This window comes from Lacticaseibacillus salsurae (assembly GCF_045862175.1).
GTDB lineage: Bacteria > Bacillota > Bacilli > Lactobacillales > Lactobacillaceae > Lacticaseibacillus > Lacticaseibacillus salsurae.
Window position 1 is genome coordinate 1 of the sequence record NZ_BAAFZI010000060.1, and the last position, 11,011, is coordinate 11,011.

Below are 11,011 nucleotides of genomic sequence, written 5' to 3' on the forward strand. Positions count from 1 at the left end.
GGTCTGGTAACTTGAGGCACTGATTGGCAAGTTTCCTAAAGTTGATACGATGAAGAAACTCTTGGAACAAAACGAGCCCGGCGTCATTTGAAAGTTGACCGCCGTCGGCAGTCACAGTCACATTGGTATTGCATTGCAGGGATAAGCTGGTTAAAGTTGAGATGGTGTGAAGCCTCGCTTTCGTGATGGTTTTTGTCGACTCAACCTTAGCATATAGGCGCACCCAATGGGTGAAACACCAAAGCAGCGCAGTCCCGTGTGAATCATGGGATTGCGCTGCTTTTTTGAAATTCTATGAATAATCCAGGATCAGGTTGAAGCGTGTTTATGTACACATCACGTCCCTGAATATGGCCGTGATAATGAATGCTTTCAACTTCGATTCCCCAGAATCTCAGCTCTGGGTACATGTCTTCGATACGTTCCAAATCTGTCATAGGAAACCACCCTAGAGACGCTTTCTAAACCTCATTGCTTGCTTGACCATTTCGATGATTGCTTCACGCTCTTCGTCGGAGACATCGGGGTCAATCGAATAGGCAATGAGTTTTTGGTTCTTTGACATTGGCTTCTCACCGGAAGCCTTAGGTGGGTTCGGGTCGTCCGTATTGCCGAGCAGGTAGTCCGTTGTTACGTGAAGCGCATCGGCAACGGCCTGGAGCTTATCGGAAGCAGGAACGTATCGCTTCCATCCATAGATGGTGTTGATACCAATACCGGCCTTGGTGGCCGTATCTTGCAAACTCAATCCATTTTTCTTGGCTGTTTCTTTTATGCGTTCAAATGGCGTCATAATGGGATTCTCCTAACAGAGAACCATATTTTAACGAATATCTCTCAAAAATGGTTGCAATTTTTACGAGAACTCGTTATTATAGGTTCATCAAGTAATTGAGCAAACATTTAACCAAGCCCCAACCGGTGAAGACTTTGGCGAGTGAGAACCGGTTGTAAAGCGCTGATGTATTAAGGTTATTTGTTATGTCTGTATTTTACGACTACTCGTTAAAATATGCAACTACTTGGTCAAACATTTGATGAAAGGAGTTGAGAACATGTCGGAACAAGACCTGAATGATTTTCGCAAGGCCACCCGGCGCAAGTATAAATCTGCAATGGCGGCACATGACTTTACAAATCGAAAGATGGCTGAGCTGTTGAACACCAACGAATCAGCCATCAGCCATGCGATTAATGGAGATTCATCGCCACTGTGGGATCGCGTGCGACGCGAAATCGCAATCAAGTTAGGAATGGAGGAATCAAAATGAACGAATTACAGGAATTCAATTTTCAAGGCAATCAGCTCCGAACGGTAATGATTGATAGTGAGCCGTTCTTTGTGGGCAAGGATGCCGCTAGTGCCATTGGATACTCGGATACAAATAACGCCTTAAAAGCACATGTGAAAACAAAGTATAAGAGGGGGTGGCGAATCACCACCCCCTCGGGGAACCAAGAAGTGACGGTAATCTCCGAACCCGGCCTTTATCAACTAGCCGGCGAAAGCAAACTTCCTAGTGCTGAACCTTTTCAAGATTGGGTTTATGAAGAAGTCCTTCCATCAATCCGTAAGAATGGTGCTTACATGACGCCTGAAACAATTGAGAAGACGCTGACCAATCCAGACTTCATTATCCGGCTGGCAACACAGTTGAAGGACGAACAGGCCAAGACAGCATTACTTACGGCTGAGAGCGAAATCATGAAGCCTAAAGCATTGTTTGCAGACGCGGTAGCCACCAGCCATACGAGCATTCTCATCGGCGATTTAGCAAAGTTAATCCGCCAGAACGGTGTGGATATTGGCCAGAATAGGCTGTTCGCTTGGCTGCGGGAACACGGATACCTGATTGGCAGTGGAGATCGCCGCAACATGCCAACGCAACGCGCGATGGACTTGGAGCTGTTCGACATCAAGGAACGCACATTCCAGAACCCAGATGGCAGCGTGCGAATCACCAAGACCACGAAAGTCACTGGCAAAGGCCAGCAATACTTTATCAACAAGTTTCTACAAAAGGAGACGGTATAAATGGAGAAAGAAAAAGAAACTGCCCGTGAATACTATTTAAATGAATTTAAGTGGAAGAACAAACCTGAAATGTTCGGCGACAATATCCAAGAAATTGGCAGTCAGATTGTTGAAATCATGAAAAAAGAAGACCTGACGCATGACCAAGCATACGCAAGTCTTCAATACGCTTACAACCTCATTCAGTATCAGTCGAACTTTTTAAAGTTAAGCTAGCAACACCGAATATTTCAATCTGATCGTTTGAAATAAGGCGACAAAAGGAGGTATCCAAATGAAAGAAAGAGTGAATGATAACAAGGACGAAAAAAAACCGTTTGATCGGGCGGATCCAATCAAACGGTCAGAAATAAAAACCCACGTTGAAATCAAACACAAGACTTTATTTCTCAGAGTCAAGCAATTCATGCAACGTCTTTTGAACCAATAGCACAGCAAAGCTCTTGGCATCCTCGTTAGATTTACCAATCGCTTCACTAATATCAGTAGCGCTAATCGTTACATTCAGTTCAGCATAAAGCGAGTCTACAGCCTTTTGAACGGCAGCATCAATTTTGTCTGGATTCATATTATCACCTCCTTCCGGGCTTCATTATCCGCCGAGGGGAGGCCAAAAGAAAGAAGGTGATTAGGATGGCGGAATCGCTACTAGCTAAGGCGCTTGGCCGAATCATCCGCGTAGTTTTACAGGATGAACTAGTGATTATGTCAGCCGAATGGTTAGACAAAGAACACGCAATCCAGTATCTGCAAGGCACCAAGTCAACGCTAGAAATTTTGCGTAAGCACGGACTTCCGTGTAAGCGCGTTGGTAAGAAACTCTATTTTCGCAAAGCAGACATCAATCACTTAATTGCAATCAGCAAATGAGGCTCTCACACATCGTGATGTCCGCTAAAGGAGTTAGTTATGTTAATGGTTTTAGAGATTATTGGCGCTATCGGGTTTTTAGCAGTTGCGGCAAGCGTTATGGGCGGGTTGAAGAATTGCTTTGAGGTTGAATAATGACTGCAAAAACGTTCTCCACGCTTAGAGCCACAATCTTTCAAGACCCGCGCGCAATTGCATCACAAGCTTATGCCGATGGAATGTTGCTTGCTTATAACGAAGCAGAAGCTCATCCACGTCGAATTAACCGGTTGATTGCGTGGGCGAAACGTCACGGCGAAGTAATTACCGATAATTCGAATTATACCAAACGTGATCGTAATTTAAACGCTGGCAAAATCACCGGCTATCAAAACGCTAAGGAGGCTATCAATGAACACAGTTTATAAACATTTTGCTAATTACTTTGAAACACGCGCGTGTCTCGATGAACGTCAAGACGAAATTCGCATGGCGGCTTTGCTTGACCAGCATAACCGTATTGCGTTAGCCATCATTCGCGATGGTAAACGTTTCGGATTAGATCACTTGTCACGCGTTAACCGTCGCCGTCGCTTAGAGCTGCGAGAGGAGGTGAAGTAATGAGTTTATTCGATAAAAGCTTCACGGCCGAAGCAACTGTGGAAGCAACCGAAAAGGCGCTGGAACGCCAGCACGCATACAACGTTCAGCAAGCTATCCAAATGGCAAGCTATAACGGCCACAACGAAGTTATCTTGGCTGACGTCACGGATGAAGAACTACAAGAGCTGATCAACATCGGCTTCGACACTGACGAAGTCGAAGGCGACAAGACGTGGATCCATTGGGAACACAAAAACAAGCCGGCCTGCTGGTAGGACAGCAAGTCGGCAACAATAACTATACGAGGAGATTATAACACATGTTAGACATTAATCCGATTTATAAACCGGCTAAGCTCGAAATCAGCAACTTCGATGACCTGGCTAAATCAGTAACCGTGCTTGCTGACAAGTACAAAGGCATGGTTGTCACTGATGACACCACCACCGAAGCTCGTAAGTCACAGGCTGAATTAAACGCTGCTATTAAGCAAATTGAAGACTTTCGCAAGGCTATCAAGAAAGAGTACAACGAACCGTATAACGCATTCAAAGCGTCCACAGACAAGCTCAAGGCATCGCTGGAAGCCGCTAAGCAACCTATCAAGGATGCACTCGATAAGTACGCCGAGGAAGCTAAGCGTGAACGCCGCGTAATGGCTAATAAAGACCTCAACGATATCTTGGAAGCTCGCGGCCTCAAGCCTGATGACGTCGAAATGCAAGACGCTTGGTTTGGCACTCAGCTATCCAAAATTGAACGCCTCAAGCAAATGGCGGCCGCGGCGGATGGTGTGATCGCTGAACGTAAGCGCGTGGCTACTGAACGTGAACTCGTTGGAATGTACGCCAAGGTCAACAACATTGATCCTAGTGGCTGGCTTGTGCAAGTCGATGAGGGTGTATCAATTGACCGCATCAAAGATGGCATCGCCAAAGCGGCTGATGAGCGTGATCTCAAGGCCGAGCAAGAAGCCAAACGTAAGGAAGCTGAGGAAGCCATCGCCAAGGCAAAACAGCAACAGGTAGGCGATAAGACTATTGATGCTGAGACTGGCGAAGTCGCCACCGAAGCGCCAAAGAGTGCCGCTGATGAAGTCACTGACTATCACTTTGGTATGAATGGCACACTCGCCCAAGCTCAAGACGTTTCCAACTACATGCGGCTAAAGGGCTACTACTTTTGGTCAGAGGGTGGTCGTGAATGAAGTATTATCCATCTGGAAAGTTACCAATTACACCCGCACACGTCAGCGTCAGCTTTACACCAACAAAGGAGTATAAATGATGAACAGCTCAGACAAAATTGACGAGCTTGCTAAAGCTCTAAATACCTTTCGTGGGAAGGTTAGGCAACCTGCCAAATCAGCAGATAACCCTTTTTTTAAGTCAAAGTATGTACAGCTCGAAGGCGTGGTAGCGGCAATTGATGACGCTCTAGAAGAAACTGGTTTGTCATATACACAAGATGTCACTTCTGATGGTGATCAGGTATCCGTGACAACCGTAATTTTGCACGAAAGTGGTCAATACATCGAGCTCGGCCCCCTATCCGTTCCAGTTTCAAAAAAAGATGCGCAGGCTTTTGGATCAGCGGAAACCTACGCACGCCGTTATTCGCTCAGTGCAGCGTTCGGTATCACTTCGGATATTGACGACGACGGCAATGCCGCAACACAAAAAGCCCCACGCAGTCAGTCACGCCCACAATATTCAAAGCCCGCCGCTAAGAAAGCATCGCTTGATGGCCAAACGGTTGTAAAAATTAAGCAAATGATTTTGGCACAGTTTAAGGCTATGCCTGCGACTAGTGCAAGTGGGAAGCCAAAGCCAAAAACTCAAGCGGAGCTTACTAAGATGTGGGTTGGTGTTGCTAACGCAAAGGTTGAAGGCTCTCAAGCAACGAGCATTGAGACGCTTAGCCCACAAGCGGGTAAGTGGCTGGCAACTGAGATTGAGCGGCAACTTAATGCACTGGCTGGCGATCATGAATGAGGCTGACTGGAAAGCTTAAGTCGGTATCTGGGCAAGAAATGTTGATTGAGCTTCCAGATGACGTGCCTTTGGCTCAAGTGACCAAGCTTGCTAATGGTGAACAGCCCAGCGTGAGTGTCGAGCTTGAAGATGGGAGAACAATCAGTCCTGAACAGCGCCGTAAAATATTCGCCCTAATGCGCGAAATAAGCGACTGGAACGGAGACACGGTAGATATGATTGAGGACTATATGAAAGGCTATACGCGCGAGATATTTGGACTTGAGCCGTACTCCTTGAGCGACTGTTCCGTCACGACCGCTTCAAACATGATCTACACCATCTTGGAGTTCTGTTTTCGCAATGATGTGCCATTTAAGACACGCACTTGGGACATGATCCCAGATGACTATGTTCGGCAGTGGTTCTGTCTTCGTTTCCGTAAGTGCGTTATCTGCGGAAAACACGCTGAGTTAGCGCACTTTGAGAGTGTAGGGCTGGGCCGCAATCGATACAAGATTAATGAGGCGAACTTCCACTACATGGCGCTTTGTCATGAGCACCACATGGAGCAACACAGTATCGGGCTGCGAACATTCATCACTAAGTATCATATCAAGCCAATCAAATTACCGGCAGAAGAATTGCGACGTATCGCGCCGTATTACCGAGTAGAAGAAAAAGGGGAATAAACAATGATTAATTCTGTTTCGCTAACTGGACGAATCACCAAAGACATCGAACTGAAATATACCCAAAGTGGGATTGCTGTCGGCTCTTTCACCTTGGCAGTCGACCGACAATTTCGCAGTGAGAACGGGGATCGGGAAACTGATTTCATCAACTGCGTTATCTGGCGTAAGAGTGCAGAAAACTTATCGAAATATACGCATAAAGGGTCACTTATTGGCGTATCCGGTCACCTGCAAGTGCGTAACTACGAAAACAAGCAAGGACAGCGCGTTTATGTCACTGAAGTTGTAATCGACAATTTTGCACTGTTAGAGAATAAGAAATCATCTGAAAGTGAAAGCAGCGTGACCGACGGTGGCTTTGGTGGTAAGCAATCAAGTGCCAACGGTAGGCAACCTATTTCGGTCAGTGATGACGAACTTCCTTTCTAACTTACGAAAGGTAAACGTGAATAACTATGACAGGATATGAAATTCGTAACCGTCGTTTGGTGCTAGGCTTGTCGCAATCAGAACTGTCAGATAAGTCCGGCGTGCCCCAGTCAACTATCTGCACAATCGAAACAACAACACGCAACGCAAAGATGCAAACCCTGAACGCGTTAGGCAAGGTGTTAGGCTTTCGGGTCGTAATCGAATGGAAGTAGAGGTGAGCACATGGCAGACGGGGGATGGATAAAGCTTTATCGCAAGGTACGCCAGTCTTTCGTCTGGACTGACTCCGATCAACTCAAGCTTTGGATGCTTTTGTTAATGAAGGCAAGTCACAACGGGAACCGATTTTTATTCAATGGTCAAGAGGTGGTCGTGTCAAGCGGACAACTGGTAACGGGCGCCCACGCACTGGCGTTTGAGTTCAACGAAGGAGTTCCACGTGACAATCAAGTGACATGGCGAAAGCTCTGGAGATGGGTTAAGAGATTTGAAAACGCGCAAATGTTGACAATCAAATCAACCAACAAATACAGCGTCATATCAATACTTCACTGGTCTGAATACCAGCTCGGTGACAATCAAATGACAACCCAAGTGCAACCCAATGACAATCCAGTGACAACAATCAAGAATGCAAAGAATGCAAAGAATGCTAAGAAAGAACCTTCTAGTCCGGCTAAAGCCGAACCTGCCGTGAAATACGAAAAGTTGTTCGAGTATCTCAACAAAAAGAGCGGCAAGCATTTTCGCAATACGCCAACTAACCAGAAACTGGTCAAATCCCGACTTGACGAAGGATTTACTACTCAGGATATCAAGGACGCGATAGATCACGTATGCGCTGGTTGGCTTGGAACGGACATGGCACGCTATATCCAGCCGTCTACGATCTTTCGGGCTTCTAAGTTTGAGGGTTATGTCAACAGTGTTCCGGGCGGCGGGTCTAACTTCTCTGGGGGAAAACCCGCGCGGAAAGAAGACAATCCGGAGTGGATGCGGCCAGGTTACGCGCCTGAATCTAAGCCTGTGACGCCAGAAGCTAAGGCCAGTATTAACGCCGGGCTAGATCAGTTGAAAGCGATGAGGGAGGCGAAAGCCAATGCAAGCACCGACTAATGCGCAAGAACGGCGCTGGGTTAGAGTGTTGAGCTACCTCATGTGGATGCACGCTAGTTGGAAGTCACCCACGGTTCGTGAGATTGGCGCATATATGGTCTGGTCCTCATCGTCAACGACACAGCACCACCTCACGGCGATGCTCGAACACGATTTAATCGCCCATATCCCTGAAAGTCCACGCACCTATCGCGTGACTGATAAGGGCTTGGAGCTGTTGAACAAAAACGGAGGAATCAAAATTGACACAAAAACAAGTTAGCGTTGTAGGCCAGTTGGTTTACACGCCAAGTCTGACACGAAGCCGACAGGGTTATGGTGAAGTTCACATGACCGCCGTGCACGGACGCGTGCTGAAAGCATACGAAAACTCGTGCTTGGTTGAGATCATCTCGGCAAAGGGGGATCAAGCTGAAATCGACTTGCTGCAAGGCCGCACGGTGATCAGCATGAAAGAACTCGGAATTGATTCCGAAACCGTGCCCGATAAGCACAATATCAAAGGTTTTCCTGACCCCGTTCGTGATGGGCGCATGGGTAATCATAAGTTCAGCGATAAGGCTAGGACTGCCAAACTGTTCGAGACAAAGCGTAAGCACAAAGCGTTCGCCCAAGTGCTTAAAAATGCGTATGAGGATGGAATGACTGCCGATCAAGTACGCGAAACCTATCATCGCGGTTATGACTTCATTCGTTCAGTCGAACAAGAATATAACATCGAGCGGCCACAACAGTATCGCTCACGTATCACCTTGCCTGATGGCCGTATCGAATACTTTTTGAACCGCAATGATCTAAATGAGAAGTATCACCTGCCGCCAAACAATCACGTCGATGGTCTAATGACCGAAACCGGCGCGGTGATCAAAGCTGGTAAGTGGATCAAGACTAAGCGTGGCTGGGATGAGTGGGGCACAGTAACGCCGGAGAAAGTGTTATGAGGCGTATTCCAGTTAGAGGACGGAGCAAGTATCACGCGCGCCAATCATACGCGTCTGACGGCACTAAGTGTGCCAGCCGGGAGGAGGCACGCTATTACGACCACTTGCTATTCACACACGCGGACTTCAAGTTTCAACAGCGCTTCGAGATCGTGCCGAAACTTGTCTGCAACGGGAAGCGATATGCCCATCGCGTCTACACGCCTGATTTCGTTATCTACGAAGATTACAAAATAGTCAAGGTGGTGGACGTCAAGGGCGGTAACGCGACCATGACGGCAGATGCACGGCTTCGCATGATGATGTTCATGTGGAAGTATGACATGCCGGTCACGATCGCAGAATACGATTCAAGGTCAGGTCTGTTCGTGGAGAAACAGGCGTAATCGTGAAATAGAAAGGACTGAAATCAATGCCAGCTACAAAGAGTGGTCTCAAGTTTGATTATGCAAGAGCACGAATCCAGAACTATTTAGATGATCATGAGGAAACTCGCGATGACTTCTCAGATAAAATTCTTGTGAAGTATCCGACATTTAACAACTTCATGGTAGACGATAGTCGAAAGTTGGCGATTACAGCGCTAGCTAAGGCCGCCCAAACCATGGGAATCACTTATGAAAAACTAATCAGTCCACTGGGACCGGAGGATTACAAATGAAAGAAAAGTGCGAGCTCTACAACGACCACTTTCAGAACTTTAAGCGATACGGTATTCCAAAGGCACAGCTTGTAATTGCCGACATTCCTTACAACATCGGGAACAACGCCTACGGGTCAAATCCAACTTGGTATGTTGGCGGGAACGATAAAAATGGCACTAGTGACAAGGCCGGTAAGACATTCTTCGATACAGACGTTGATTTCCGTGTTGCAGAGTTCATGCACTTTTGCAGTCACATGCTAGTCAAGGAACCAAAAGAGCGCGGAAAGGCACCAGCAATGATCGTGTTTTGCGCATTCCAACAGATGCAGATGGTTATCGAATATGGGAAGAAATACGGGTTCAAACACAGTTTTCCGCTGATATTCATCAAAAACCAGTCGGCACAGGCTCTGAAAGCCAACATGAGGATCGTAGGCGCTACCGAGTACGCCGTGGTCTTATACCGAGACAAGTTACCGAAGTTCAACAATGATGGGCAGATGGTATTCAACTGGTTCCGGTGGGAGACGGACGGTACATATCCGAAAATTCATCCCACGCAGAAGCCTATCCCAGTACTGAAACGGTTGATCGAGTTGTTCACCGATCCGGGTGACGTTGTGATCGATCCGTGCGCTGGTAGTGGATCTACGCTAAGAGCAGCTGCGGAGCTAGGCAGATCTTGTTTTGGGTTTGAAATTAAGAAGGATATGTACAGGCTGGCAAAAGAGAAAATGATCAGCACCATGTCTTTGGCGCTTTTGTAAGGAGGACTATACGCTATGAAAGCTTTAGAAACAATTTTAATGATTATCGCAATGGTCTTGATTGCTATTGTAGCGCTCGACATGGTGTTTTTCACCGGTTGGGTGTTACCTATCACAGGGTTGCTTATGGCGCTTGTGATGCTGGAATTTGTGCGAATCATCGCAGTGTGGGAAGCGAACGAGGAGAAATAATTATGAACAAAAAATTGACATTAACGGCAACTGTTCTTGCGGGCCTTATGTTTGGAGCAGGTGCGACCGCGGTGGCCGACAACGTATGGCAAGGACACCAGAACATCGTAGAAACCAAGAACAACATCGACAAGCTGGCGGCAAAAATCAATGCGTCACAATCCAGCTTGTCCGACCTGAAACATCAATTAGCCGATGCGCAGGCACAATACACGGCACTCAAAAAGCAATACGATAACGACATGGCAAGCAAAGATACACAGATTCAACAGAAGATCGCCGAGGGGAAACAGGCGGTGGCCCAGAAACAAGCGGAAGTGGACGCTAAGCAACAGACTATCAATGACCTCAATGCACAACTTGAGGCGGCCAAGCAGGACAACAACAATCTCTCTCAAGCGATTCTAGATGCGCAAAATGTCCGGGAATATTCTGATCATGCCGTCAAATCAGCAGGCGCACAATAAGCAGGAGGAAGCAAGTATGAAAGCGTACTACCATGGCATCAAGTACCCACATGGCGAGTATCCAGTGAGTATGGCTGTATTAGACGGTGTGGTCATACAGTTGCCGGACTGGTCAAGCCATGAAGCCCTTGTGCCGTATGCGGACGTTTACATTCAAACGAGCTTATTGGTAACGTCTAAAGTTCTATGAAACCAAGTCCAAAACCGGATGTTCAAGGAGGGGGCGACCGTTATTGTATTGGATCGATGTTTGGTAGTCCAGCGAGCTTAACTCATTCGTTGCTTCCTACTGGAT

At 47.0% G+C, this 11,011-nt stretch carries 23 protein-coding genes; 20 read left to right on the plus strand and 3 right to left on the minus strand.

The features are described from left to right. Positions 1 to 263: 263 nt before the first annotated feature. Both ACKTSG_RS12105 and ACKTSG_RS12110 read right to left on the minus strand, forming a co-directional pair. Complete coding sequence (locus ACKTSG_RS12105; protein WP_407895122.1) at positions 264 to 437, minus strand: hypothetical protein; 174 nt, start codon at positions 435 to 437, stop codon at positions 264 to 266. 11 nt (positions 438 to 448) lie between these two features. Next, positions 449 to 793: a helix-turn-helix domain-containing protein gene (locus ACKTSG_RS12110; RefSeq protein WP_407895124.1), complete on the minus strand. Its 345-nt coding sequence runs from the start codon at positions 791 to 793 to the stop codon at positions 449 to 451. Positions 794 to 1,055: 262 nt separating this feature from the next. On the opposite strand from ACKTSG_RS12110, the gene ACKTSG_RS12115 reads away from it, so the two are divergent. From ACKTSG_RS12115 to ACKTSG_RS12125, 3 genes are read left to right on the plus strand one after another with little or no spacing between them, the layout of a single operon-like run. Further along, a complete protein-coding gene (locus ACKTSG_RS12115) occupies positions 1,056 to 1,271 on the plus strand; it encodes a hypothetical protein (protein WP_407895126.1) in 216 nt (71 codons plus the stop codon). Continuing rightward, entirely contained in the window at positions 1,268 to 2,035 is a 768-nt protein-coding gene (locus ACKTSG_RS12120; protein ID WP_407895128.1) for a phage antirepressor, read from the plus strand. Before ACKTSG_RS12115 ends, ACKTSG_RS12120 begins: the two co-directional genes overlap by 4 nt. After that, the gene (locus tag ACKTSG_RS12125; protein WP_407895130.1) at positions 2,036 to 2,251 is read left to right on the plus strand and encodes a hypothetical protein; all 216 of its coding nucleotides are present in this window, start codon (positions 2,036 to 2,038) and stop codon (positions 2,249 to 2,251) included. 166 nt (positions 2,252 to 2,417) lie between these two features. On the opposite strand, the gene ACKTSG_RS12130 is transcribed toward ACKTSG_RS12125, so the two are convergent. Continuing rightward, the gene (locus ACKTSG_RS12130; RefSeq protein ID WP_054717031.1) at positions 2,418 to 2,603 is read right to left on the minus strand and encodes a hypothetical protein; all 186 of its coding nucleotides are present in this window, start codon (positions 2,601 to 2,603) and stop codon (positions 2,418 to 2,420) included. 65 nt (positions 2,604 to 2,668) lie between these two features. On the opposite strand from ACKTSG_RS12130, the gene ACKTSG_RS12135 reads away from it, so the two are divergent. From ACKTSG_RS12135 to ACKTSG_RS12215, 17 genes are all read left to right on the plus strand, one after another. Further along, complete coding sequence (locus ACKTSG_RS12135; protein ID WP_407895132.1) at positions 2,669 to 2,905, plus strand: hypothetical protein; 237 nt, start codon at positions 2,669 to 2,671, stop codon at positions 2,903 to 2,905. 134 nt (positions 2,906 to 3,039) lie between these two features. Continuing rightward, a complete protein-coding gene (locus ACKTSG_RS12140) occupies positions 3,040 to 3,312 on the plus strand; it encodes a hypothetical protein (protein ID WP_054717036.1) in 273 nt (90 codons plus the stop codon). Further along, a complete protein-coding gene (locus ACKTSG_RS12145) occupies positions 3,296 to 3,505 on the plus strand; it encodes a hypothetical protein (protein WP_407895134.1) in 210 nt (69 codons plus the stop codon). The genes ACKTSG_RS12140 and ACKTSG_RS12145 overlap by 17 nt, the downstream gene beginning before the upstream one ends. Beyond that, positions 3,505 to 3,762 (plus strand): hypothetical protein, encoded by a 258-nt coding sequence (locus tag ACKTSG_RS12150; RefSeq protein WP_407895136.1) that lies wholly within the window; start codon positions 3,505 to 3,507, stop codon positions 3,760 to 3,762. The genes ACKTSG_RS12145 and ACKTSG_RS12150 overlap by 1 nt, the downstream gene beginning before the upstream one ends. Before the next feature lie 44 nt (positions 3,763 to 3,806). Beyond that, positions 3,807 to 4,694 (plus strand): DUF1351 domain-containing protein, encoded by an 888-nt coding sequence (locus ACKTSG_RS12155; RefSeq protein WP_407895138.1) that lies wholly within the window; start codon positions 3,807 to 3,809, stop codon positions 4,692 to 4,694. Positions 4,695 to 4,773: 79 nt separating this feature from the next. Further along, entirely contained in the window at positions 4,774 to 5,481 is a 708-nt protein-coding gene (locus tag ACKTSG_RS12160; protein WP_407895140.1) for an ERF family protein, read from the plus strand. Positions 5,482 to 5,519: 38 nt separating this feature from the next. Beyond that, positions 5,520 to 6,152: a putative HNHc nuclease gene (locus tag ACKTSG_RS12165; RefSeq protein ID WP_407895142.1), complete on the plus strand. Its 633-nt coding sequence runs from the start codon at positions 5,520 to 5,522 to the stop codon at positions 6,150 to 6,152. Positions 6,153 to 6,155: 3 nt separating this feature from the next. Continuing rightward, positions 6,156 to 6,584 (plus strand): single-stranded DNA-binding protein, encoded by a 429-nt coding sequence (gene ssb / locus ACKTSG_RS12170; RefSeq protein WP_407895144.1) that lies wholly within the window; start codon positions 6,156 to 6,158, stop codon positions 6,582 to 6,584. 26 nt (positions 6,585 to 6,610) lie between these two features. After that, positions 6,611 to 6,799 carry a helix-turn-helix domain-containing protein gene (locus ACKTSG_RS12175; protein ID WP_407895146.1) on the plus strand — a complete coding sequence of 63 codons (189 nt, stop codon included), beginning with the start codon at positions 6,611 to 6,613 and terminating at the stop codon, positions 6,797 to 6,799. Between the two features lie 10 nt (positions 6,800 to 6,809). Further along, positions 6,810 to 7,703 carry a conserved phage C-terminal domain-containing protein gene (locus ACKTSG_RS12180; protein WP_407895148.1) on the plus strand — a complete coding sequence of 298 codons (894 nt, stop codon included), beginning with the start codon at positions 6,810 to 6,812 and terminating at the stop codon, positions 7,701 to 7,703. Further along, the gene (locus tag ACKTSG_RS12185; RefSeq protein WP_407895150.1) at positions 7,687 to 7,965 is read left to right on the plus strand and encodes a LexA family protein; all 279 of its coding nucleotides are present in this window, start codon (positions 7,687 to 7,689) and stop codon (positions 7,963 to 7,965) included. The genes ACKTSG_RS12180 and ACKTSG_RS12185 overlap by 17 nt, the downstream gene beginning before the upstream one ends. After that, positions 7,946 to 8,644: a hypothetical protein gene (locus tag ACKTSG_RS12190; protein ID WP_407895152.1), complete on the plus strand. Its 699-nt coding sequence runs from the start codon at positions 7,946 to 7,948 to the stop codon at positions 8,642 to 8,644. The genes ACKTSG_RS12185 and ACKTSG_RS12190 overlap by 20 nt, the downstream gene beginning before the upstream one ends. Further along, on the plus strand, positions 8,641 to 9,030 hold the full coding sequence (locus tag ACKTSG_RS12195; protein ID WP_407895154.1) for a DUF1064 domain-containing protein: 390 nt from the start codon (positions 8,641 to 8,643) through the stop codon (positions 9,028 to 9,030). Before ACKTSG_RS12190 ends, ACKTSG_RS12195 begins: the two co-directional genes overlap by 4 nt. A 26-nt stretch (positions 9,031 to 9,056) precedes the next feature. Further along, positions 9,057 to 9,305: a hypothetical protein gene (locus ACKTSG_RS12200; RefSeq protein ID WP_407895156.1), complete on the plus strand. Its 249-nt coding sequence runs from the start codon at positions 9,057 to 9,059 to the stop codon at positions 9,303 to 9,305. After that, positions 9,302 to 10,057, plus strand: a complete 756-nt coding sequence (locus tag ACKTSG_RS12205; RefSeq protein WP_054713915.1) for a DNA-methyltransferase — start codon at positions 9,302 to 9,304, stop codon at positions 10,055 to 10,057. Before ACKTSG_RS12200 ends, ACKTSG_RS12205 begins: the two co-directional genes overlap by 4 nt. 15 nt (positions 10,058 to 10,072) lie before the next feature. Further along, a complete protein-coding gene (locus ACKTSG_RS12210) occupies positions 10,073 to 10,249 on the plus strand; it encodes a hypothetical protein (protein WP_407895158.1) in 177 nt (58 codons plus the stop codon). 2 nt (positions 10,250 to 10,251) lie between these two features. Then, a complete protein-coding gene (locus tag ACKTSG_RS12215) occupies positions 10,252 to 10,716 on the plus strand; it encodes a kinetochore Spc7 family protein (protein WP_407895160.1) in 465 nt (154 codons plus the stop codon). Positions 10,717 to 11,011 lie beyond the last annotated feature (295 nt).